Source organism: Faecalibacterium sp. 3 (assembly GCF_048323735.1).
Lineage (GTDB): Bacteria > Bacillota > Clostridia > Oscillospirales > Ruminococcaceae > Faecalibacterium > Faecalibacterium wellingii.
In genome coordinates this window covers 2,837,180-2,860,000 of the sequence record NZ_JBLWFN010000001.1, presented here as the reverse complement: position 1 = coordinate 2,860,000, position 22,821 = coordinate 2,837,180, and the positions used below count along the sequence as shown (strand labels likewise).

At 58.1% G+C, this 22,821-nt stretch carries 23 protein-coding genes and 1 other annotated feature (1 of these 24 running past the window's edge); of the genes, 15 read left to right on the top strand and 8 right to left on the bottom strand.

The annotated features are described in order from the left end of the window. The 6 genes from argS to ACNSPV_RS13460 all read left to right on the top strand — a co-directional run. Positions 1-491, top strand: the 3' portion of a protein-coding gene (gene argS / locus ACNSPV_RS13485; protein WP_348582966.1) for an arginine--tRNA ligase. The gene continues 1,324 nt to the left of window position 1, outside the view; 491 of the gene's 1,815 nt are visible here — the last part of the coding sequence; its start codon lies beyond the left edge, outside the window; it ends in the stop codon at positions 489-491. Positions 492-723: 232 nt separating this feature from the next. After that, the gene (gene dusB, locus ACNSPV_RS13480; protein WP_348582967.1) at positions 724-1,743 is read left to right on the top strand and encodes a tRNA dihydrouridine synthase DusB; all 1,020 of its coding nucleotides are present in this window, start codon (positions 724-726) and stop codon (positions 1,741-1,743) included. Positions 1,744-1,789: 46 nt separating this feature from the next. Further along, positions 1,790-4,177, top strand: a complete 2,388-nt coding sequence (locus ACNSPV_RS13475) for a YfhO family protein (protein ID WP_348582968.1) — start codon at positions 1,790-1,792, stop codon at positions 4,175-4,177. 457 nt (positions 4,178-4,634) lie between these two features. Further along, positions 4,635-5,717 (top strand): ABC transporter substrate-binding protein, encoded by a 1,083-nt coding sequence (locus ACNSPV_RS13470; RefSeq protein ID WP_348582970.1) that lies wholly within the window; start codon positions 4,635-4,637, stop codon positions 5,715-5,717. Between the two features lie 177 nt (positions 5,718-5,894). After that, complete coding sequence (locus ACNSPV_RS13465; RefSeq protein ID WP_339396142.1) at positions 5,895-6,839, top strand: ABC transporter permease; 945 nt, start codon at positions 5,895-5,897, stop codon at positions 6,837-6,839. Between the two features lie 7 nt (positions 6,840-6,846). Continuing rightward, on the top strand, positions 6,847-7,659 hold the full coding sequence (locus ACNSPV_RS13460) for an ABC transporter ATP-binding protein (RefSeq protein WP_348585176.1): 813 nt from the start codon (positions 6,847-6,849) through the stop codon (positions 7,657-7,659). Between the two features lie 148 nt (positions 7,660-7,807). On the opposite strand, the gene ACNSPV_RS13455 is transcribed toward ACNSPV_RS13460, so the two are convergent. The 8 genes from ACNSPV_RS13455 to ACNSPV_RS13420 form a co-directional block, all read right to left on the bottom strand. Next, entirely contained in the window at positions 7,808-8,041 is a 234-nt protein-coding gene (locus ACNSPV_RS13455) for a hypothetical protein (RefSeq protein ID WP_005944505.1), read from the bottom strand. An 88-nt stretch (positions 8,042-8,129) separates the two neighbouring features. Continuing rightward, on the bottom strand, positions 8,130-8,945 hold the full coding sequence (locus ACNSPV_RS13450) for a TatD family hydrolase (RefSeq protein ID WP_348582972.1): 816 nt from the start codon (positions 8,943-8,945) through the stop codon (positions 8,130-8,132). Continuing rightward, the gene (locus ACNSPV_RS13445; RefSeq protein ID WP_348582973.1) at positions 8,942-9,904 is read right to left on the bottom strand and encodes a DMT family transporter; all 963 of its coding nucleotides are present in this window, start codon (positions 9,902-9,904) and stop codon (positions 8,942-8,944) included. The genes ACNSPV_RS13450 and ACNSPV_RS13445 overlap by 4 nt, the downstream gene beginning before the upstream one ends. A 6-nt stretch (positions 9,905-9,910) precedes the next feature. Further along, positions 9,911-11,908, bottom strand: a complete 1,998-nt coding sequence (metG, locus tag ACNSPV_RS13440) for a methionine--tRNA ligase (RefSeq protein ID WP_348582974.1) — start codon at positions 11,906-11,908, stop codon at positions 9,911-9,913. 69 nt (positions 11,909-11,977) lie between these two features. Beyond that, positions 11,978-12,219, bottom strand: a binding site (T-box leader). 45 nt (positions 12,220-12,264) lie between these two features. Further along, positions 12,265-12,567 carry a Dabb family protein gene (locus tag ACNSPV_RS13435; protein WP_207698686.1) on the bottom strand — a complete coding sequence of 101 codons (303 nt, stop codon included), beginning with the start codon at positions 12,565-12,567 and terminating at the stop codon, positions 12,265-12,267. A 74-nt stretch (positions 12,568-12,641) separates the two neighbouring features. Then, the gene (locus ACNSPV_RS13430; protein WP_348582975.1) at positions 12,642-12,863 is read right to left on the bottom strand and encodes a hypothetical protein; all 222 of its coding nucleotides are present in this window, start codon (positions 12,861-12,863) and stop codon (positions 12,642-12,644) included. A gap of 9 nt (positions 12,864-12,872) precedes the next feature. Beyond that, positions 12,873-13,184, bottom strand: a complete 312-nt coding sequence (locus ACNSPV_RS13425; RefSeq protein ID WP_348582977.1) for a hypothetical protein — start codon at positions 13,182-13,184, stop codon at positions 12,873-12,875. Between the two features lie 19 nt (positions 13,185-13,203). After that, on the bottom strand, positions 13,204-13,521 hold the full coding sequence (locus ACNSPV_RS13420) for a hypothetical protein (RefSeq protein ID WP_348582978.1): 318 nt from the start codon (positions 13,519-13,521) through the stop codon (positions 13,204-13,206). A 1,167-nt stretch (positions 13,522-14,688) separates the two neighbouring features. Here ACNSPV_RS13420 and ACNSPV_RS13415 point away from each other — a divergent pair. The 9 genes from ACNSPV_RS13415 to ACNSPV_RS13375 all read left to right on the top strand — a co-directional run bounded on the left by ACNSPV_RS13415 (position 14,689) and on the right by ACNSPV_RS13375 (position 22,750). Next, on the top strand, positions 14,689-15,153 hold the full coding sequence (locus tag ACNSPV_RS13415) for a DUF2798 domain-containing protein (RefSeq protein ID WP_339396149.1): 465 nt from the start codon (positions 14,689-14,691) through the stop codon (positions 15,151-15,153). A gap of 504 nt (positions 15,154-15,657) precedes the next feature. Continuing rightward, complete coding sequence (locus tag ACNSPV_RS13410; RefSeq protein WP_291014986.1) at positions 15,658-16,341, top strand: F0F1 ATP synthase subunit A; 684 nt, start codon at positions 15,658-15,660, stop codon at positions 16,339-16,341. A gap of 39 nt (positions 16,342-16,380) precedes the next feature. Further along, positions 16,381-16,608: an ATP synthase F0 subunit C gene (gene atpE, locus ACNSPV_RS13405; protein WP_005944490.1), complete on the top strand. Its 228-nt coding sequence runs from the start codon at positions 16,381-16,383 to the stop codon at positions 16,606-16,608. A gap of 15 nt (positions 16,609-16,623) precedes the next feature. After that, positions 16,624-17,115, top strand: coding sequence for an ATP synthase F0 subunit B (locus ACNSPV_RS13400; protein WP_005944489.1), 492 nt, complete (start codon positions 16,624-16,626; stop codon positions 17,113-17,115). Continuing rightward, positions 17,105-18,859: a F0F1 ATP synthase subunit alpha gene (gene atpA, locus ACNSPV_RS13395; RefSeq protein ID WP_348582979.1), complete on the top strand. Its 1,755-nt coding sequence runs from the start codon at positions 17,105-17,107 to the stop codon at positions 18,857-18,859. The genes ACNSPV_RS13400 and atpA overlap by 11 nt, the downstream gene beginning before the upstream one ends. Then, a complete protein-coding gene (gene atpG, locus ACNSPV_RS13390) occupies positions 18,846-19,724 on the top strand; it encodes an ATP synthase F1 subunit gamma (RefSeq protein ID WP_339396150.1) in 879 nt (292 codons plus the stop codon). Before atpA ends, atpG begins: the two co-directional genes overlap by 14 nt. Positions 19,725-19,911: 187 nt before the next feature. Next, complete coding sequence (gene atpD, locus ACNSPV_RS13385) at positions 19,912-21,324, top strand: F0F1 ATP synthase subunit beta (RefSeq protein ID WP_348582981.1); 1,413 nt, start codon at positions 19,912-19,914, stop codon at positions 21,322-21,324. Beyond that, on the top strand, positions 21,324-21,731 hold the full coding sequence (atpC, locus tag ACNSPV_RS13380; protein WP_154259085.1) for an ATP synthase F1 subunit epsilon: 408 nt from the start codon (positions 21,324-21,326) through the stop codon (positions 21,729-21,731). Before atpD ends, atpC begins: the two co-directional genes overlap by 1 nt. A gap of 170 nt (positions 21,732-21,901) precedes the next feature. Continuing rightward, on the top strand, positions 21,902-22,750 hold the full coding sequence (locus tag ACNSPV_RS13375; protein WP_339395877.1) for a sugar phosphate isomerase/epimerase family protein: 849 nt from the start codon (positions 21,902-21,904) through the stop codon (positions 22,748-22,750). Positions 22,751-22,821: the final 71 nt, after the last annotated feature.

The following is a 22,821-nucleotide window of genomic DNA, read 5'->3' as shown; positions in this document are numbered from 1 at the left end:
ACCTGCTGGAAGAGGTGCCCATCGACAGCGCACGCTTCCTGTTCAATATGCACGATGCAGGCAGCGGCATCGACTTTGACCTGGATCAGGCCGTCAAGACCGACAACGACAACCCGGTGTACTATGTGCAGTATGCCCATGCCCGCATCTGCTCCATCCTGAAAAAGATGGAGAGCGAGGGCGTGCAGTTTGCCGGTGCCGAGAAGGTGGACGCCACCCTGCTCACCGAGCCTTCCGAGATGGATCTGATCCGGATGCTGGCAGCCTTCCCGCAGGAGATCGTCATGGCGGCAGAAAAGTACGACCCCAGCCGCATTAACCGCTTTGTCATTGATCTGGCCAGTGCCTTCCACCGCTTCTACGGCAACTGCCGCATTCAGGGTGCCGACCCGGCTGTGCAGCAGGCACGTCTGGCCCTGTGCATCGGCGTCAAGAATGTCATCTTCAATGTGCTGACCATGTTCAAGATCAACGTGCCCGAGAAGATGTAACATAAAACCATGGGGGCTGTTGCACAGCATTTGGCGCAACAGCCCCTTTTTACGGTGTATGGATGGAAAGCAACTGCCTCTTTCCGTCACGCCCCTCCCGTGAAAATGCGTTTGGAGCGCTCCGCAGAGCGCGACAAACGCGAAATAAAAATAATCTTTCCTCTGAACATGCGCAGAGCAACGCGGAGCGCATTCAAAATCGTTTACCCCAAAACAGATACAAGGAGAACCCATGGAACCTTTGAAGATCGGCAATATCATCCTGCCCCATCGGGCGGTGTTCGGCCCAATGGCAGGCTTTACGGATGCACCCTGCCGCCGCCTGATGGCCCAGCACGGTGCGGGCTTTACGGTGAGCGAAATGGTGTCCAGCCGGGCGCTTGTTTACGGCGACCACAAGACGGTCAGCATGCTGAAGGCCGAGCCCAACGGTGCGCCCTATGGCGTGCAGATCTTTGGCGAAGTGCCCGAGATCATGGGCGAAGCCACCGCTGCCATGGAGCAGTACGAATTCGATTTTGTGGACATCAACATGGGCTGCCCGGCCCCCAAGATCGTTTCCGGCGGCGCAGGCAGCAAGCTGATGCTGGACCCGGACCGCTGCGGGCGCATCGTGGAGCAGGTTGTGGCAAATACAAAACGGCCTGTCACCGTCAAAATGCGCAAGGGCTGGGACGCCGACCACATCACTGCCGTGGAGTGTGCCAAGGCCTGTGAGCAGGCCGGTGCGGCCCTCATTGCGGTGCACGCCCGTACCCGGGAGCAGATGTATACCCCCGGCATCGACCCGGAGATCATCGCCCGGGTGAAGGATGCCGTCAGGGTGCCGGTGCTGGGCAACGGCGACATCCATTCGGCAGAGGATGCGGTGAGGATGATGCAGGCCACCGGCTGCGACGGCGTGATGATCGCCCGGGGCGCACTGGGCGATCCATGGCTCTTCGAGCGGGTGAATGCGGCCATCGAGGGCCTGCCTGCCCCCAAGGCACCGAACCTGCAGGCCCGCATGAATGCGCTGCGCCGTCAGGTGGAAGAGATGGTGGAGCAGAAGGGCGAGTTTGTGGCCATGCCGCAGGCCCGCTCCCAGACCATGCACTATATGAAGGGGCTGAAGGGGGCGGCCAATCTGCGCCGCTATTGCTGCACCCTGACCCGTCTGGAAGATCTGGATGAGCTGATCGACGCCGTGTTTGAAGAGCAGCGCAAGGCCGGGCTGGACCCGGACGACGTGCGCGAGGTGCCGTTCCCGTAAAAATTTGAGCTTTTTGCCCCGCAGGGGGCAGAGAAAAGAGGAAACCATGGAATGGTCTGATACTGCCCGGCAGCCGCGTCTGCTGGAACAAAAAAAGGATAAATTCTGGCTGACAGTGGGCCTGTGCGCCCTGACGGCGGCGCTGTTCTTTCTGCCGTTCTATCTCATCGACGGCGGTTTTTTCCACTACGCCGGTGATTTCAACAGCCAGCAGATCAGCTTTTACCGCTATATGAACGGCTTTGTCAAGGGTGCCGGCTATCCGGACAGTGCATTCACCACGGTGCGCAACACCTTTTCGTGGGCCACCGACCTTGGCAGCGGCGTCATGAACGCCTACTCGTTCTACCTGTACGGTTCGCCGTTCTTCTGGTTCTCGCTGCTCTTCCCGCAGAAGTGGCTGCCCTACCTGATGGTGCCGCTTCTGGTGCTCAAGTTTGCCGTGGCGGGTGGCGGTGCATATCTGTATCTGCGCCGCTACGTCAAAAACATCGACTACGCTGTGCTGGGTGCGGTGCTGTATGCCTTCTCCGGCTTTACGGTGTACAACGTGTTCTTCAACCACTTTGTGGATGTGGTGGCGCTGTTCCCGTACCTGCTGTGGTCGCTGGACGAGGCCCTTTACAATGACCGTCGCAGCTGGTTTGCATTCTGGGTGGCGGTGAACCTTGTCAACAACTACTTTTTCTTCATCGGTCAGGTGGTGTTTTTAGCTATCTACTTCATCTGCAAGCTCAGCGCAGGAGACTTCCGGCTGACGGCAAAAAAGTTCGGGCTGCTGGCCTTTGAAAGTATTCTGGGCGTTGCCATGGGCAGCATCCTGCTGGTGCCTGCGGTGCTCTCCATTTTGCAGAACCCGCGCACCATCGACCTTTCCTCCGGATGGGGCTTTTTGACCTACAGCAAGGTGCAGCAGTACCTTGCCATTCTGGTCAGCTGGATCATGCCGCCGGATTCGCCCTACCTCACCTCCATCTGGTCGGAGGGCGTCATCAAGTGGACCAGTATGTCGGCCTATCTGCCGCTGTGCAGTCTGGCCGGTGCTGCGGCCTACTGGCAGGCAAAGCACGGCGACAGCAAAAAGCGCATCGTGGGCACCTGTGCGGTGTTCGCGCTGGTCCCCATTCTGAACAGTGCGTTCTATGCCCTCAACTCCAGCTACTATGCACGCTGGTACTATATGCCGGTGCTGGTGCTGGCCGCGATGACCGTCAATGCATTGGAGGATCACAACACCGATCTGGACAGCCCCGCCCGGGGCATCAGCTGGCTGATGATCGCCACGGTGGCCTTTGCGATGGTGCCGGTAAAGGACAGCGACACGGGCAGCTGGTCCTTCGGTGTGCTCAAGAACCCCGGTCAGTACTGCGCGGTGCTGGGCTTTGGACTGCTGGGCCTGCTGGTGTACCGCGCCCTCTGCCAGAAATGGCGGGCTGACCGCCGCTTTGCCCAGCGCATGACAGCGGCGGTGCTGGTATTTGCCTTCCTGTTCAGCGTGGTGCACATCGGCATTGGCAAGTTCGGCCAGTGGTATACCGACAGCGACCTTGTGGAGCAGGACACGAATGCTCTGCTGCTGAAAAACGACCTGCCCGAGGGCGACTACCGCATCGACACCTACAAGATTCATGATAACATCGGCATGTGGCTGGATAAGAGTTGTCTGCAGTATTTCGGCAGTACCGCTGCGCCCAGCATCCTCAGCTTCTACCCGGCGCTGGGGGTCAAGCGGGATGTGCGCAGCGAACCGGAGCTTTCCAACTATGCACTGCGGGGTCTGCTGAGCGTGGAATACCTCATCACCACGCCGGAAAAGCAGAACGACTTTGAGAACGAAGCCGATGCGGGCTGGGAGCATGCTTTTACAAAGGACGGCTACGCGGTGTACCGCAACACGAACTATGTGCCCATGGGCTTTACCTACGACTGCTACCTTACCGAGAGCGAGTACGAGGAGACCGCAAAGACCACGCGCGCAAACCTGCTGATGCGCGCACTGGTGCTCCGGGATGAGGATGCTGCGGTCTATGGCCAATACCTCACCCATCTGCCGGAGGGCAGACGGGAGGAGCTGTACTATGAGTCCTACGTGCAGGACTGCCGCGAGCGCCGCGCCGCAGCCGCCAGTGTGTTCCAGATGAACAATTCCGGCTTCCATGCGCAGATCACGCTGGAAAAAGAGAACCTTGTGTTCTTCTCGGTGCCCTATGATGACGGCTTTACCGCCTATGTCAACGGGCAGGAAACAGACATCCTGCAGGTGGACGAGGGCCTGATGGCCGTGCTGTGCCCGGCAGGGGAAAACAGCATCAATTTTGTCTATCAGCCCGACGGCATCCGGCTGAGCCGCCCGCTGACCTTGGGAGGCATTGCGGTGTGGCTGGCGTACACGGCCTGCTTTGTCTGGCGCAGACGCCGCACAAAGCAGAGCTGACACAGGGAAGAATGACTTTATGCCGCAGAAAAAAGAAATTTTTGCAATTTCCTCTTGACTTTATGCCGATAAAGTGTATAATGCAATCAAACCGATGAGGCGGAAGAGAACCTGTACAGCGCATCTTCAGTGAGCCCGGACAGTGAAAACGGGCGAGAGCGGGGCAGAGCTTCGTGGGCCGCCGAGGGCCGGGCAAACGGGCAGCAAGCCTTAGTAGCTTTGGACGGAAGTCTCCGTTACAGGACAGGGGAGTGTTGGCTCTCCGTGAGAGGCTCTGCGTCTGGAAAGCAGGGCAAGCAAGGTGGCACCGCAGAATCGAATTTTACCGATCCTGTCCTTGTGGATGAACACACAGGGACAGGGTCGTTTTTTATTGCAAAGACCCGTCCCGCAAGGGGAGCGGGTCTTTTTATTTAAAATTTATGGGCCGCCCGCTCCGGGAAAGGAGCTTACTATTATGAAAAACATTACCATGATCTCCCGCCGCAGCTTCCTCAAGGCCGCTATGGCTGCTTCCGCCGTTTCCGCACTGGCGCTGACCGGCTGCGGCGGCGCTGCTTCCAGCACCGTGACTGGATCTTCCACCGCTTCTGCCGCAGCGGAGGGTGGTCAGACCTTCAAGGTGGGCATCGTCAACTACGTGGATCATGCTTCCCTGAACCAGATCGTGGAATCTGTGGAGAGCCGTCTGGATGAGCTGGGCGCTGAGAAGGGCGTTGCCTTCGACTACGCCGACTACTACGCAAATGCACAGGCTGACCAGTCCAACCTGAACCAGATCGGTGCCGACCTCGTAGGTGACGGCGTGGATGTGATCGTGGCTGTGGCTACCCCCACCGCCGCAACCATGCTGGCCGCTGTGGAGGATACCGATATCCCCGTTGTCTACTCTGCCGTTACCGACCCCGCCGCTGCAGGCTTTGACGGCGAGGAGAACATCACCGGCACCTCCGACGCACTGAACACCGAGGCCATCATGAAGCTGATCACTGCCGTCAACCCGGACATTGACACCATCGGCCTGCTGTACGACCTGAGTCAGGATGCCTCCACCCAGGCCATTGCAGACGCAAAGGCCTTCTGCGACGCCAACGGCATCAAGTACATTGAGAAGAACGGCACCACCACCGCCGAGGTGCAGATGGCTGCCGAGGCCCTGATCGCTTCCGGCGTCAAGGCCGTGTTCACCCCCACCGACAACACCGTAATGACCGCAGAGCTGTCCATCTACGAGACCTTCATTGAGGCAGGCGTCCAGCACTACACCGGTGCCGACAGCTTTGCACTGAACGGTGCGTTCGTAGGCTACGGCGTGGATTACGTCCAGCTGGGCGAAGCCACTGCCGATATGGTGGCAGAGCTGCTGTGCGAGGGCAAGACCACTGCAGACCTGCCGTACCAGACCTTTGACAACGGCATCGTCACCATCAACACCGAGACCTGCGAAGCACTGGGTCTGGACCTCGACACCGTGAAGGAAGCCTTCAAGCCCTACTGCACCGAGATCGTAGAAGTGACCACGGCAGAGAACTTCTCTTAAAAAAGAACCCTCTCAGTCAAAACCTGACGGTTTTGCCAGCTCCCCCGAAAGGGGGAGCTTTTGGCGGTTCTGAGGAAAGGTTCTGTTTATAAAATCCTCCCGTGAAAATGGCATACCGGAGCGTCCGCAGACGCCATTTCAAATCGTCCACTCAAAAAACATAAAAGGAGCACACACATGCTGGCGAGTATCTTTTCGCTCAACGTCCTACAGACGGCGCTGGAACTGGGCTGTATCTATGCCCTGGTGGCGCTGGCACTGTTCCTGAGCTATTCCATCCTGAACATTGCAGACCTGTCCACCGACGGCTGCTTCACATTGGGCTGCGCGGTAGCCTGTCAGGTGGCTTTGACCGGCCACCCCATTCTGGCACTTGTTGCAGCCATGGCGGCAGGTGTGTGCTCCGGCTTTGTCACGGCCTTTTTGCAGACCCGGCTTGGCGTGGAGAGCATCATGGCAGGCATCATCGTCAACACCGGCCTTTACACCATCAATCTGGCCGTGATGGGCTTTTCCTCCACCATGTCGCTGGTCAAGACCGACACTGTTTTCTCGCTGGCAAAGGGCTCACTGAGCTTCCTTGGCGGCTGGTATAAGCTGGCCATCGCGCTGGCCATGATCCTGCTTGCCGGTGCGGCGATGCTGGGCTTCCTCGGCACCCGGCTGGGCCTGTCCATCCGCGCCACCGGTGACAACGCTGCTATGGTGCGTGCTTCCAGCATCAACCCGGCCTTCACCATCACGGTGGGCCTGTGCGTTTCCGGCGCATTGTGCGCCCTCTCCGGCGGCCTGCTGGCGCAGTATCAGAAGAGCTGCGATATCAATGTGGGCACCGGCATGGTGACCATCGCACTGGCCTCCCTCATCATCGGCGAGACATTGCTCGGCAAGCGCACCATGCCGCGCCGCATCATCGGCGTGGTGTTCGGCAGCTGCCTGTACCGCTTTATCGTGGCTGTGGCCCTGCGCTTCAATGTGCCCGCCGCCGCCATGAAGCTGGTGTCTGCCATCATCGTGGCCATTGCCATTTCGATGCCGGCCATCAAGGAAAAAATCGCCTTTGAGCAGCGCAAGCATGGGGCCTGCCGCCGCCGCGTGACTACCGGCAAGGAGGGAAAGTAAGATGGAAATGCTTCAGCTGAACGATCTGCACAAGACCTTCAACCCCGGCACGGTCAATGAAAAAGTGGCCCTGAACGGCGTCAGCCTGCACATGGAAGCCGGGGATTTCGCCACCATCGTGGGCTCCAACGGTGCGGGCAAATCCACCCTGTTCAACGCCATCACCGGCGGCTTCATCGCCGACGAGGGCAGCATCCTGCTGGGTGGACAGGATATCACCTTTGAGCCGGAGCACCAGCGCAGCAAGGTCATCGGCCACCTGTTTCAGGACCCGCTCAAGGGCACCGCACCCAACATGACCATTGAGGAAAACCTTGCGCTGGCCTATCTGCGTGCCGGCACTGCGCCCCACGCCATCTTCTCCCGCATCTCCCGCAAGGACAAGGAAGTGTTCCGCGAAAAGCTGGCGCTGCTGGATATGGGCCTTGAGGACCGGATGAAGCAGCCGGTGGGACTGCTCTCCGGCGGTCAGCGGCAGGCGCTGACCCTGCTCATGGCAACGCTGGTCACCCCCAAGCTGCTGCTGCTGGACGAGCACACCGCAGCGCTGGACCCCGCCACCGCCGAAAAGGTGCTGGAGCTGACCAGGAGCATCGTGGCCGAAAAGAAGATCACCTGCCTGATGGTCACCCACAACATGCATCAGGCATTGGAGCTGGGCAACCGCACCCTGATGATGGATTCCGGCCGCATCGTCTTTGACGTGAAGGGCGAGGAACGCAGCCGGATGACCGTGGACGACCTGCTTGAAAAGTTCCGCGAGAATGCCGGCAAGAATCTGGACAATGACCGCATCCTGCTGAGTAAAGTGGAAAAGTGACCCGGACAGGAAAGCACAGCCCCGACAGACCATGCAGTCTGCCGGGGCTGTATTTTTGCGGGAGCACACCGCAGGGAAAAAGCGGCTTCCCCTGAAACAGCAAATCCCCCCTGCGCAGATGCACAGAGGGGATTTTAAATATCAGAAATTACTGAACGTATTCGACCGTGTACTCGAAGCCGTACTCTTCCTGCAGCTTCTTCACCTCGGCCTCGCAGTCCTCGATGAAGGTGGGAGCGTAGACGGAAGCGCCGTTGTGGGCCTTCTTGTAGTCCTCAACGATCTGCTGCAGCTTTGCCCAGCCCTCGTTGGCCTTGTTCTGGTCGATGCTGTCGGGGAAGTTGATGATGAACTCGCGGTGCTTAGGAATACGTGCTTTCATGGTAGGTTCTCCTTATAACAGTTTGGATTTTGATTGTTGATTTATACAGAAGCACAGAGAAAAACCTGTGCAACTTGCGAAAAACGGATCACAGCCCGTATACCCGGCGGGCATTTTCGGCTGTGGTGCGGAACACCTCTTCGGCAGAGATGCCCCGCAGCTGGGCGATATACTCGCCCACATAGCGGATGAGGGAGCTGTCACAGCGGGTGCCGCGTACCGGCTCCGGTGCCATGTAGGGGCAGTCGGTCTCCAGCACGATGCTTTCCAGCGGTAGGGCACTGATGGCCTTTGCCGCCCGCTTGGCACCCTTGAAGGTGCACGCCCCGCCAAAACCGATGAACAGTCCCTGTTTTGCCAGCCACACCGCGTCGTCGGCACTGCCGGAATAGCAGTGGACGATGCCCTTGGGCTGGTATTTTTTGAGCAGGGCGTAAACATCGGCGTGCGCATTGCGGTCGTGCACGATGATGGGTTTGTCCAGCTCCAGCGCCAGCTGGATGTGTGCCTCAAACATGGCCAGCTGGGCGTCCTTGGGCACAGGCCAGTGGTAGTCCAGCCCGCACTCCCCCACTGCCACCACCTTGGGGTCGGCATAACAGGGCATCAGGGCACGCATCTCGGCGGCCCAGTCGCCGCCATAGACCGAGACCGTAGGAGCCGGGCCTTCCTCGCCGCAGTCGGCGGCGGGCAGCAGGCTTTCCGGATGGATGCCAACGGCGGCCACCACCCACGGGTAGCGGTGCGCCAGCTCCAGCACCCGGGGTGCATCCCCGGAGTGGGTGGCCTGTTCACACACGCCCACCACGCCTTTACCGGGCAGGCTGTCCAGCAGGGGATAGCGGTCGGCGTCAAAGGCGCGGGCACTGTAGTGCGCGTGGGTGTCAAAAATGGGGCCGGTCATTTGCCCTCCTTTTTGGCGGGGGCCTTGTTCACCAGCCAGATGCCCACACACACGAACACCAGCGCCGCCAGATACTGCCAGCGGAACAGGGGTTCGCCGTTGAGCACGGCGCTCAGCAGCACGTTGACCACCGGGTTCACGAAGCCAAAGATGGCAATGCGGCTGACCGGGTTGTTCTTCATCAGCAGGGCCCACAGCACATAGCCTGCCCCGCAGATGAAGGCCAGATACAGCATGACCACCGCCGCCAGTGCGTTCTGCACATGGAGACTGCCGCCCATGACCGCGCCCAGCACAAACAGTGCCAGACCGCCCACGAACAGGTTGATGAAGCAGACGGCAAAGCTGTCTGCTTTTTTGGTCACGGATTTGTTCCACGGGCCGGACAGGGTAAAGATGACGGTGGCCGTCATCATGCAGAACACGCCCCAGCCGCTGCCGCTGCCGTGGTTGCCCAGCGTGCCGATGAGCACGCCCGCAAAGCCGATGACACAGCCCAGCGTTTTGGCAGGGGTCATGCGGTCGGCGTTGCCGTAGATGAAGTGGGCAAAGATAACGCCCAGAAAGCTCTGGGTGCTGTTCAGGATGCCGCCAAAGGCACCGGTGAGCATGGCAACAGCGATATAATAGAAGGCGTACTGAAACGTGGTCTGCCACAGGCCCAGCGCACAGCACTCCGCCGCGACCTTGCCCCGGGGCAGACGGGGGACCCGGCTTTGCAGCAGCACACTGCCCAGCAGGACCAGAAAGCTGCCCAGCATGAACCGCACACCGGCAAAGCAGAAGATGGACGCGGTGTTGCTGGTCTCAATGGAGAACAGCCGGTAGCCCAGCTTGATGAAGGGAAAGGCCGAGCCCCACAGCACATTGCAGAAGATGGCCAGCAGCACGGCGAACACCGGCGTGCCGAAGATCTTATCCAGCCATTCCGCGCGGGAAAGCGTTTTGTTTTCCTGCATGGCGGCTCAGTGGATGCGGCTGCCCACGGGGGTATCGTCGCCGTAGAATGCAATGGAGCAGCCGCCATCTGCGGTGTCGGCAGCAAAGATCATGCCTTCGCTGACATACTTGCCCTTCATCATCGGGCGAGGTGCCAGATTGCACACAATGCCGATCTTCTTACCAATCAGGTCTTCCGGCTTGAACCACTTTGCAATGCCGGACAGGATGCAGCGCTCCCGCTCGCCGTCGAACACGGTCAGGTGCAGCAGCTTCTTGCTTTCCTTCAGGTTCTCGCAGGCGCGCACTTCGGCCACGCGCAGTTCCACCTTGCAGAAGGTGTCAAAGTCGATCTCTTCCTCGTGGGTAAAGTCCACGGTGCTCTCCTCGGCAGGGGCGGCAGCCTTCTTCTCTGCTTCGGCCTTGGCCTTGTTGGCAGCTTCGGCAGCGGCCTTGCGCTTCTCGTCCTCTTCCTTCAGATGGGCGATCTCCTTTGCCACGTCGATGCGGGGGAACAGTGCTTCGCCCTTGTGCACAGTGTAGGTCTCCTGTGCGCCGTAGGTGGTTTTGCTCAGATCCAGAGCGGATGCGTCCAGACCCAGCTGCTCCATCATCTTGGGGGCAGTGGTGGGCAGGTAGGCGTTCAGCAGGATGCCGCACACGCGCAGTGCCTCGCACAGGTGGTACAGCACGCTCTCCAGACGGGCCTTGTTGGCCTCGTCCTTGGCCAGTGCCCAGGGAGCGGTCTCGTCGATGTACTTGTTGGCACGCTGGATCACTGCAAAGATCTCCATCAGAGCCTGCGGGATGGTCAGGCTGTCCATGTCGGCCGTGACCTTGGCGGTCAGCTCGTTGACCATGGTCTCCAGCTCGGTGTCGATGGCCTCGGTACCGGCCACATTGTGCACGGTGCCGCCGAAGTACTTCTCGCACATGGCGACCGTGCGGCTGAGCAGGTTGCCCAGATCGTTTGCAAGGTCGCTGTTGATGCGGTTGATCAGAGCTTCGTTGGTGAACATGCCATCGTTGCCGAAGGGGATCTCACGCAGCAGGAAGTAGCGGATGGAGTCCACGCCGTAGCGGTCGCACAGGATCACAGGGTCCACCACATTGCCCACGGACTTGGACATCTTGCCGCCGTTCATCAGCAGCCAGCCGTGGCCGAACACCCGCTTGGGCAGGGGCAGATCCAGAGCCATCAGCATGGCAGGCCACAGGATGGTGTGGAAGCGCAGGATCTCCTTGCCTACCATGTGCAGGTCGGCAGGCCAGAACTTGTCATAGTCGTGATATTTTTCGTTGCCGTAGCCCAGCGCGGAGATATAGTTGCTCAGGGCGTCCACCCACACATACATGGTGTGCTTGGGGTCGAAGGGCACCGGGATGCCCCACTTGACCGAGGTACGGGACACGCAGGTATCCTGCAGGCCCTGCTTGATGAAGGCGATCATCTCGTTCTTGCGGCTCTCGGGCTGGATGAACTGGGGGTTCTCCTCGTAGAGCTTCAGCAGGCGGTCAGCATACTTGCTGGTCTTGAAGAAGTAGGCTTCCTCGTGGGCGTCGTAGACCTCACGGCCGCAGTCCGGGCACTTGCCGTCCACCAGCTGGCTGTCGGTCCAGAAACTCTCGCAGGGCTTGCAGTAGTGGCCGATGTACTCGCCCTTGTAGATGTCCCCCTGCTCGTACAGCTTGGTAAAGATCTTCTGGCAGGACTCCATGTGGTAGTCGTCGGTGGTGCGGATGAAGCGGTCGTAGCTGACGTCCAGCAGCTTCCACAGATCCTTGACGGTGGCTACGATCTTGTCCACATACTCCTTGGGGGTCACACCGGCATCGGCGGCCTTGTCCTGGATCTTCTGGCCGTGCTCGTCGGTGCCGGTCAGGAACATGACGTCATAGCCCTGCATCCGCTTGAAGCGTGCCAGTGCGTCGCAGGCGACGGTGGTATAGCTGTGGCCGATGTGCAGCTTGTCGCTGGGGTAGTAGATGGGAGTGGTGATGTAGAATGTCTTGTGCTCACTCATAGGTTGATACTCTTCCTTTCCTGATTTGGCGGGGGACGAAAAAAGCCCTCATCCTGCCGGACTGAGCCGGACAAGGACGAGAGCCTGAAACTTTCGTGGTACCACCTTGCTTCGCCGCGCCCTTGCGGGCGCAGCCTTTTGCCGGGCAAAAAAGCACGGCGCAGCGCGGTAACGGGCGCACCCGTCGCAGGCTCAATCTTCGCCTGCGCAGCTCCGAGACCATCTTCGGCATCGCGCGGCCTGCCCGGTTCCATCCTTCGGGCTTTCTGTCAGGCGCAGACGGTGCGTACTCTTCTCTTCACAGCCAATTTACATTGTTATGTCTATAATACGCAAAAACGGTGGGTTTGTCAACATTAAATCTCGTAATCCAGACAGAACCGTGCCTTGGTGTAGGGCCGCACCTTGCCGTCGGCCACAGCCACATGGGCGGGATGGACGGAGTAGCCCTTGAGGGCCTCGGCACTTTCAAAGGTGGTGTCCAGCATCAGGTCGGCGGTGGAAGAGGGGAGACCGTTGATGTTGACATGCACTTCCACAAGGCCGGGAATTTTGCCTGCCAGACCTTCCAACCCTTCCTTGATGCCTGCCTTGACGGCGGCTTTTTCGGCGTCAGACAGCTCGTCCTTCAGCTGCCACAGGATCACATGCTTGACCATAATAAAATACCTCCTGCGTTTTTTCTCATTGTAGCAGGGTGAGAAAAAATCCGCAAGAGGAAAGCTGCAAAGTATTATTTGGGTGCAAACAGCAGCACCACCAGTAGCACGGCACAGAGCACCGAAACTACGATGCCCTCCAGCCGGGTCAGCCGGATGTACTCTTCCGTGAGTTCGGGTGCCTGCGTATACCGTCCACGGTCATGCAGGGCAATGGCATCCTCCGGCTGCAGCGCCATAAAAATGCCGAACCCGATGCCGAAAAGGGCGGCTAAGATCGCGCAGATGACTTCCATAGCAACCCCTCACTTTTTGGTTTTGTCGTCCCTGCTCAGGGCATAGCACAGATACGAGATCAGCAGGGCAGCGCACAACACGAGCGTCGCCACCATCAAAATGGAATTCAGCGGCTCGACCTTTGGCAGAAAAATGTTGACCAGCCAGAACGTACCACAAAGGATCAACAGGATGCCGTAAAATTTGTGAAAGTGCTTCTTTTCGTCCTCGGTGCTCCATCCGGTGCCGGTGCCATTGTACAGGTCCCGGATGCCGCGGTACAAAAACAGCACACCCAGCGCGGCGTTCAGCCAATCCCAGCCCGAAAGATTCAAATTCATGGCGGCCCCTTTCCGGCTGTTAATCCGCACTATGGTTCCAGCTTTCGTAAGCGACAAGATAAAGAAGGTCTCCCACGATGGCAATGCCGAAGATGATACGGTAAATCAGCGATGTAACAGGTGTGAAGGCTAAGATCAGAAAGGCGAGGCTGTTGAGCATGTAAAACACGCCGTTCTTTTTCTGCCAGAAGGCGCGGTACTCCGGGTCGCGGTGATACTGGTTGAACGGCAGATTGATGAACGGGTCTTTGCCTTGAAAATCCCGAATGCCGGAGATGAACCAGATAACGGTCAGCACAAGGTTGAACAGAGAGGAAAACGAAAAAAACGACTCCATGGAATACACCTCCCATCTTTTTCCACAATTATAACATAGGGGGGACGAAAACGCAAGGACGGTATTCAACCTTCCTGCGTAAAATTTGCACAAATCGGGCGTTGACTGTTGGTGAAAACAACACAAAATAAAACCAGCCGGACGAGGCGGTTGCAAGCCCTCGTCCGGCTGGATACTTACTTCTTCGGAGTCATAAGCCTCTTCTCCTTGGGTTTCCTCATTTTCGGAGTAAACGTTTCATAGGGTGACTCTCCTTAGAAACTACTGGAAACTGAGAATCTATTTCAAGGGGACGAATTTACTTAGTACATTGGACTGACCCTTCTCTTAACTGATGGAGTGCGGCACCGAGATTCTGAAGATGAATTTCATATTACCACATTCTTTCGAGTTAGATTTGCCAGGGACAAGTTACTTAGTACATTGGTAGAACTCCTTTTTGCTATTCAAATAATGCTCTCCGTACAAAAGATACCTTCATAGGAATCATCTCCGGCGGATCTATTTGAATCGCTGGGGTTTTAGTTAATCGACAGGTTGTCGTGTAATCGCATTTTTGATGCTCAAGACTGGCTCATTTTTGTTGTGTTTTTATACGGGGGAAACATCCCGTTTGTGGTGAGCCTCTGTTTTGCTTCTCAGCGAATCCCGACAGCCTGTCCAAACTGTGCGGGTTCCATATCGACCATCGGTCTCGCTCCTTTCTGTTTCAAGTCAGCGGGAGTAGCTCTCTCTTGAGCTTCTGCTGTACTTCTCTGGTTTCTGGCTTTATTATACATATTCCTGATTGATTTGTCTATTCGCAGAGTGCACAAGGATAAAAACATAAAATTGTGCAGTTCTTGAAAAATGGCAGATGGAACGTACAAAATGCCGCTTTCTGTGCGGCCTGTCCGGACGATCGTACCCTTTGGAGAGAAACTCTGTTCCCTGCAGGGAGGGCTGCCGGGAAAGTCACAGCAAAGCTGCCCAGAAGTTCCGGGCCGTTTGTGGAGGATTTTGCGCAAAACGGGAGAAAATGTCCACAGGGTATTATGCGTCAGATGGATTTGTGCTAAAATAACGCCAATGAATGGTAGTCGCCGCCGCCCCGCGAGATGAAAGTTTCGCGGGGCGGCTTTTTTGCGGCAAAAATTTACACACAAAAGAAACGGAGACACAATCAAAATGCCTAAAACTTTACCGGAACGTATCTTCTTTACCATTGTCATGGCTGCCATTATGGTCTATGGCATGATCGTTTACAATGTGGCGCTGAACACAGGCGGCGTCACCAATGCCACCTTTGTCATGGCTCTGCACGAGATGCCGATCATGGTTCCCATTGCCTGCGTGCTGGAATTTTTCGTGGTGGAGAAACTGGCCACTCGATTGGCGTTTATGTTCATGCGGCCCACAGATCGTCCGCAGTTCATCACCTATGCCATCTCGCTGATGATCGTGTGCATCATGTGCCCGGTGATGAGCCTGATCGCAACGGTGCTGTTTAAAGAACCCAGCTTTGGCACCTGGGTGCATACCTGGGGCTGCAATATGCCCATGGCCCTGTGCTGGCAGCTGCTGTACTGCGGCCCGCTTACCCGTGCCATCTTCCGGCTGATGTTCCGCCGGGGCGAAAAGCAGACGGACTGATAGCTCCCGGATATGGAACGATAATAAATATGTATAGAACGGGATGGAATAACGGACTGGACACCTATACGAATTTTATATATCGGGCATATAAAGCATGTACAATGGGGCATTTTTGATGGAAATATTTCCCGGAATGCCCTGAAAAAGCCATTGAAACCTAAGAATTAGCTAAGAAATTTGTGAAAAAAGTACATGCGAAGGGTACTTTATTAGACAAGATGCACAACTTTTTTTATATATCAATGCAGTAGAACCACCTAAAATGTAGAATGTGAACAAAGCTACTTGCCAATTTTCGTCAATCGTACTATCATACACAACGAAAAAAGACGAAGTGATCCGTGCAGGAGGGAGGGTGTGACCGGACAAAGCCGAACGCCTTCCTTGCTTTTTTCACAAAGCTGCGCCTTTTCTTCGAGCGATAAGAAGGACGCTGCGCCGCCGGGGCGGTGCGGCGGTCTTACCCCCGGAACCCTATTCTTCAGGAAGGAGGAAAAACAATTGAATAATCTGACCAAAGCATTGATGGAAGAGCTGACCGTCGAATACGTCAAGGTCGGCCCGCTGCAGATCCCGGAATCCGTGGTCATCAGCTGGGTGATCCTGGCCATCGTCACCATCGGCTCGATCCTGCTTACCAGAAACCTGAAGGTGGACCACATCAGCAAGCGTCAGGCCGTGCTGGAAATGGCCTACCTCGCAGGCACCAATTTCTTTGAAGGTCTGCTGGGCGAAAAGGGCAGGCGCTATGTGCCTTACCTGATGACCGTGGCCATCTACATCGCCTTCAGCAACCTGATCGGCGTGTTCGGCGTCAAGCCCCCCACAAAGGATCTGGATGTGACCGCAGCGCTGGCGTTGATGAGCATCGTCCTGATCGAGGGTGCAGGCATCCGGGCACGCGGCGGCGTGGGCTTCCTCAAGAGTCTGGCTGCCCCCACTCCGGTCATGACCCCTATGAACATCCTCGAGGTCGCCATCCGCCCGACCAGCCTCTGCATGCGACTGTTCGGCAACGTGCTGGGTGCATTCGTCATCATGGAGCTGATCAAGCTCGTGGTGCCCGTGTTCGTCCCGGCGGTGTTCAGCCTGTATTTTGACCTGTTCGACGGTCTGATCCAGACCTACGTGTTCGTGTTCCTGACTTCGCTGTTCATGAAAGAGACCATGGGCGGAGAAGACTGATCCATTGATATTTACTGAATTTAAAAGGAGATTATTACTATGAATGGTTTGATTGCTCTGGGCGCTGGCATTGCAGCGCTGACCGGCATTGGCGGCGGTATCGGCATCGGCATCGCAACGGGTAAGGCAACGGAGGCAATCTCCCGTCAGCCCGAGGCATCCGGCAAGATCCAGACCAATCTGCTGCTGGGCGCTGCTCTGGCAGAAGGTACTGCAATTTTCGGCTTCGTCGTTGCACTGCTGATCATCCTGTTCCTGGGTCAGTAACGGAGGCGCAGACGAATGCTGAAGTTGGATATTAACCTGCTGTGGACCGTCGTGAACGTCCTCGTCATGTATGCGGTGCTGCGCAAGTTCCTGTTCAAGCCTGTTCAGGACGTGATCGCAAAGCGCCAGCAGATGGTGGACGCAAACCTGGCCGATGCGGAGACCTCCAAGAAGGAAGCCGCCGAGACCATGAACGCCGCGCAGGAAAAACTGCGCAATGTGGACAATGAGGCCGCTGCCCGCCGCGAAGCCTACGAAAAGCAGGCTGAGGTCGAAAAGCAGCAGCTGCTGGCAGATGCCCGCAAGCAGGCAGACGCCATCGTGGCCGCCGGCAAGGCGAGCGCCGAGGCCGAACGCCAGAGCAAGCTGCGGGAAGCTGATGCCCAGACCACGGCACTGGCCCGTGCGATGTGCGAGAAGCTGCTGGCCCGCAATCTGACCGCCCAGGACGACGCACGTCTGCTGGACGATCTGCTGGAGAAAGCAGGTGCAGGCAATGGCAACTGAATTCAGTCGTGAATTTTTTGCGGACAACCGCATCGTCAAGGCCGAGCTGCGCAGCGCCCGCAAGCCCCGGGAAGAGGAGCTGAACCGGGTCCGCGCCGAGGTCCGCAAGCTGTATGACGCCACCGAGGTCATCCTGAACGTGACGGTGGACGAGAGCCTGCTGTCCGGCTATGTCCTGCAGGTGGGCGACCGTGTGTTCGATAACTCCGGCCGTCATCAGCTGGACAAGATGATGGAGGGCAAGCCCTCGCTGGCTACCCTCAAGACCCGCATTGAGGACTACAAGCCCGCCGAGACCTCTGCTGAGGGCGGTGTGGTCATCTCCTCTGCCGATGGCATCGTGCACGTCGAAGGCATGAACCGCGCCGTGTACGGCGAGATCGTCACCTTTGACAACGGTGCCAAGGGCATGGTGGAGAGCGTGGACCCCGAACAGCTGGGCATCATGCTGTTCGACGGCGCTGAGACCGTCGGCGTGGGCACCATGGTGACCCGCAGCGGCAAGCGTGCCGGTATCCCGGTGGGCGATGCCTTCCTGGGCCGTGTCATCAGCCCGCTGGGCGAGCCCATCGATGGCAAGGGCCCCATTGAAGCTGTGGGCTACAACCCCATCGAAAAGCAGGCCCCCGGTATTCTGGAGCGTCAGAGCGTGGATACCCCGCTCCACACCGGCATCCTCGCCATCGATTCCATGTTCCCCATCGGCCGCGGCCAGCGTGAGCTGATCATCGGCGACCGCCAGACCGGCAAGACCTCCATCGCCACGGACGCCATCCTGAACCAGAAAAATACCGGTGTGCTGTGCATTTATGTGGCCATCGGCCAGAAGGCTTCTTCCATTGCCCGCGTGGCAGGCGATCTGCAGAAGCACGGTGCCATGAGCTACACCACCATCGTGGCGGCTACTGCTTCGGATTCCGCTCCTCTGCAGTACATCGCACCCTATGCCGGTACCGCACTGGCCGAGTACTTCATGAGTCAGGGCAAGAGCGTGCTGATCGTTTACGACGATCTGTCCAAGCATGCAGTGGCCTACCGTGCCATTTCTCTGCTGCTGCGCCGCTCTCCGGGCCGTGAGGCTTACCCCGGCGACGTGTTCTATCTGCACTCCCGTCTGCTGGAGCGCTCCTGCCGGATGCGCGACGATCTGGGCGGCGGTTCCATCACCGCACTGCCCATCGTTGAGACGCAGGCAGGTGACGTTTCGGCCTACATCCCCACCAATGTCATTTCCATTACCGATGGTCAGATCTTCCTTGAGAGCGCCCTGTTCAATGCAGGCAACCGCCCGGCCGTCAATGTGGGTCTGTCGGTGTCCCGTGTGGGCGGCGCTGCCCAGACCAAGGCCATGAAGAAGGCCAACGCCAACCTGCGTATCGAGCTGGCACAGTACAAGGATATGGAGTCCTTTGCACAGTTCAGCTCGGATCTGGACGCAGAGACCCGCCGCCAGCTGGATCACGGCAAGGCTTTGATGGAAATGCTCAAGCAGCCGCTGTATCAGCCCAAGTCCGACGCCGAGCAGGTGGTCACGCTGGTGCTGGCTTCCCACGGCGTGCTGGACGAACTGCCCACTGCCGAGCTGCGCACCAAAACTTCCGCATTTGTGCGTCAGTTCCGCGCGGATGTGTCCGGTACGATGGATGAGATCACCGCCACCGGCAAGCTGGAACCTGAAATGGTCGATGCCATCCTGAACGCCTGGAAAGCTTATGCGGGAGGCGACAGCCATGCCGTCCAGTAAGCTGCTGAAGGAGCGCATCGAGAGCATTCAGGACACCATGAAGATCACGAACGCCATGTACCTGATCTCCTCGTCCAAGCTGCGCAAGGCACGTAAGAACTACCAGAATGTATCGCCCTACTTCAACCGTATGCGCGATACCATTTCCCGCGTGGTGCCCCACCTGCCGGAAGAGCCGGTGCATCCGTTCTTCCACGAACGCAACATCGCAAACCCCAAGCGCGCTTACATCGTGCTGACGGCAGATAAGGGCATGGCAGGCGCTTACAACCAGAACATCATCAAGTTCCTCAAGGAAAATGCGGATGAGAACGACCGGTTCTATGTGATCGGCCAGACCGGCTACCGCGCCCTGTACCACAAGGACCCGCGGCTGGTGGAGGATTTCCACTACGGTGCCACGGAGCCCACGCTGCAGCGTGCCCGCGATATCACGATGGACGCCATCGATGATTTCAAGACCGGCAAGCTGGATGAGATCTATCTCATCTATACCCGCATCGAGAATGCATTGACCAGCGAGCCCACCATGGTGCGTCTGCTTCCGCTGGACCGCGCCCATCTGCAGCCTGCCCCCAAGGGTCTGGGCGATCCGAAGGGCGATGTGGAGATGTTCCCGTCTGCATGGACGGTGTTTGAACAGATCGCGCCCATTTATATGCACGGCATGATCTTTGGTGCCATGACCGAGAGCTTCTGCGCAGAGCAGAGCGCCCGCATGACTGCCATGGATTCCGCCACCAAGAACGCCAACGATATGATCCGGGAGCTGCAGCTGGAATACAACCGCACCCGTCAGGGCTCCATTACACAGGAGATCACCGAGATCATCGGCGGTGCGGCTGCCGTGCAGGACCGGGAATAAGATACCTGCCCTTCCGGACGGCTTTGCGTCCGGCTTTCCGCAAAGGGAAAGCCTTTGGCAGACCCGGAGTTCTTGCGTGGACTGCCAAGGCCTCTCACTTTGGGAGAGGTGGCAGCGCGCAGGCGCTGACGGAGAGGGCAAGGATGCTAACGTGTTTGCAATATACAGATTATAAGAGGCAATCCAAATGATACAGGGAACTATTATTCGCGTAGCCGGCCCTGTGGTGGACGTGCAGTTCACCGCAGGCAAGCTGCCTGCCCTGCAGGAAGCGCTTACCGTGACCGCCGAGGGCACCGAGCGCACGATGGAAGTGACACAGCATGTCAACGAGACTACTGTGCGCTGCATCATGCTTTCCGCCAGCGAGGGTCTGGGCAAGGGCATGACCGTGCAGGCCACCGGCCACGGCCTGACCGCACCGGTGGGTGAAGCCACGCTGGGCCGCATGTTCGACCCGCTGGGCAGACCCATCGACGGCAAGGGCTCTGTGGATGATGTGCCGCATTGGCCCATCCACCGCAAGGCCCCCGGCTTTGCAGAGCAGAAGCCCGCGACCGAGATCCTGGAAACTGGCATCAAGGTCATCGACCTGCTGGCCCCCTATGCAAAGGGCGGCAAGATCGGTCTGTTCGGCGGTGCAGGCGTCGGCAAGACCGTGCTGATCCAGGAACTGATCCACAACGTGGCCACCGAGCACGGCGGCTACTCCATCTTCACCGGCGTCGGCGAGCGCTCCCGCGAGGGCTGCGACCTTTGGGGCGAGATGAACGAATCCGGTGTTCTGAGCAAGACCGCACTGGTCTTTGGTCAGATGAATGAGCCCCCAGGAGCACGTATGCGTGTTGCTGAGACCGGCCTGACCATGGCAGAGTACTTCCGTGAGGAGACTCACAAGGACGTGCTGCTGTTCATTGATAACATCTTCCGTTTCGTGCAGGCAGGCTCCGAGGTGTCCGCTCTGATGGGCCGTATGCCTTCTGCTGTGGGCTACCAGCCCACTCTGGCCAACGAGCTGGGCGCTCTGCAGGAGCGCATCACCTCCACCAAGGAAGGCTCCATCACCTCTGTGCAGGCCGTCTACGTCCCCGCCGACGACCTGACCGACCCGGCCCCCGCCACCACCTTTGCACATCTGGACGCCACCACCGTGCTGTCCCGTAAGATCGTGGAGCAGGGCATTTACCCGGCCGTGGACCCGCTGGCATCTACCTCCCGCATTCTGGAAGCAGATATCGTGGGTGAGGAGCACTACCGCGTGGCCCGCAAGGTGCAGTCCATTCTGCAGCGCTATCAGGAGCTGCAGGACATTATTGCCATTCTGGGCATGGATGAGCTGGACGAGAACGACAAGCTCACCGTTGCCCGCGCCCGCAAGCTGCAGAAGTTCCTCTCCCAGCCCTTTGCTGTGGCCGAGAACTTTACCGGCCTGAAGGGCAAGTATGTGCCGCTGCAGGATACCGTGCGCGGCTTTGCCGCCATTGTGGACGGCGAGGCCGATGATCTGCCGGAGTGGGCTTTCTTCAACGTTGGTACGCTGGAAGATGCCCGCCAGAAGGCAGCGGAAAAGCTGGCTGAGGAAAAGGGCGGTGCCGTCTGATGAACAAGTTCATGCTGAACATCACTGCGTCCAGCGGTGAGTACTATCAGGGCGATTGCGAAGACCTTGTGCTGCCCATCAGCGATGGCGTGTACGGCATACAGGCCGGACACAGCCCGGTGCTGGTGGCCATCCACATGGGCATCCTGCACTTTGAGGTGAACGGTGAAAGCCAGGACATCCTGGTAGGCGACGGCATTGCCGAGGTGACGCCTGCCTACGTGATGGTGCTGGTGGACAGCGCCGAGCGTCCGGAGGATATCGACAAGAACCGTGCCGAGGCTGCCCGCATCCGTGCCGAGGAGCGTTTGCAGCATCAGCAGAGCATGCATGAATATTATCAGAGCAAGATCGCGCTCGACCGTGCGATGCAGCGTCTGCAGGCCGCTGCAAAGTACCGGCGCTGAGAAGAGCCGCATCTGTTGGGACCAGATCTGCAAAAAGAGCATCATTTGTATCCGTTGAGGGTGCAAAGTGATGCTCTTTTTTGTTTCAGGCGGTTCCATGGAACGCAGCTTTCGTGTATAATAAGGTCAATGCAACCCCGCGTGTTGTGCGGGAAAGGAGGAGGTTTTCCATGATCCAATTCGGCCTGCGTCTGCATGACGCGGAAAAGCTGCCCGTTGAACAGGTGCTGCCGCTGGTGCGCCAGAAAGGCTTTACCTGCGCCCATGTGGCCCTGAGCAAATCCTTCAGGGAACTGCCCTGTACCCCCAGCGCCCTGACCCCCGGCTATGCGCTGTACCTGCGGCATCTGTTTGAGAAAAACGGCATCGACATTGCCGTGCTGGGCAACTATCTCAATCTTGCCCACCCGGATGCGGATGCCCTGCACGCCATTCAGGAAAAATACTATGCCCATATCCGTTTTGCAAGCCTGCTGGGCTGCGGAATGGTGGGCACCGAGACCGGTGCGCCCAACGCGGAGTACAAATTCTGTCCGGAGTGCCGCAGCGACGCAGCCCTTTCCACCTTTATCAAGAACTTCAAGCCGGTGGTGCGCTGTGCCGAGCAGTACGGCGTGACCATTGCCATTGAACCGGTGGTCAAGCACATCGTGTACGATGCCAGACGCGCCCGCACCGTGCTGGACGAGATCGGCAGCCCGAACCTGCAGATCCTGTTCGACCCCGTCAACCTGCTGAACATGGAAAATGTGGACCGCCGCGAGGAAGTGTTCGCCGAGGCCATCGAGCTTCTGGGCAAGGACATTGCCATGATCCACTTCAAGGATTTTCTGCGCAAGGATGCGGGCGGCCAGCTGGCTGCTACGGGTGCAGGGCAGGGCGGTATGGAGGACTACCGCACCATCCTGCGGTTCGCAAAGCAGGAAAAGCCCTATATTTTTGCAACGCTGGAGAATACCACCCCGGAAAACGCGGTGGAATGCCTGAACTACCTGAAAAAGCAGTACGACGAGTGCTGAACACTCTATAACAAGAAAAACATCTGCAAACTTTGCCCGGAATGGGGCAGCTTGCAGATGTTTTTTGTATC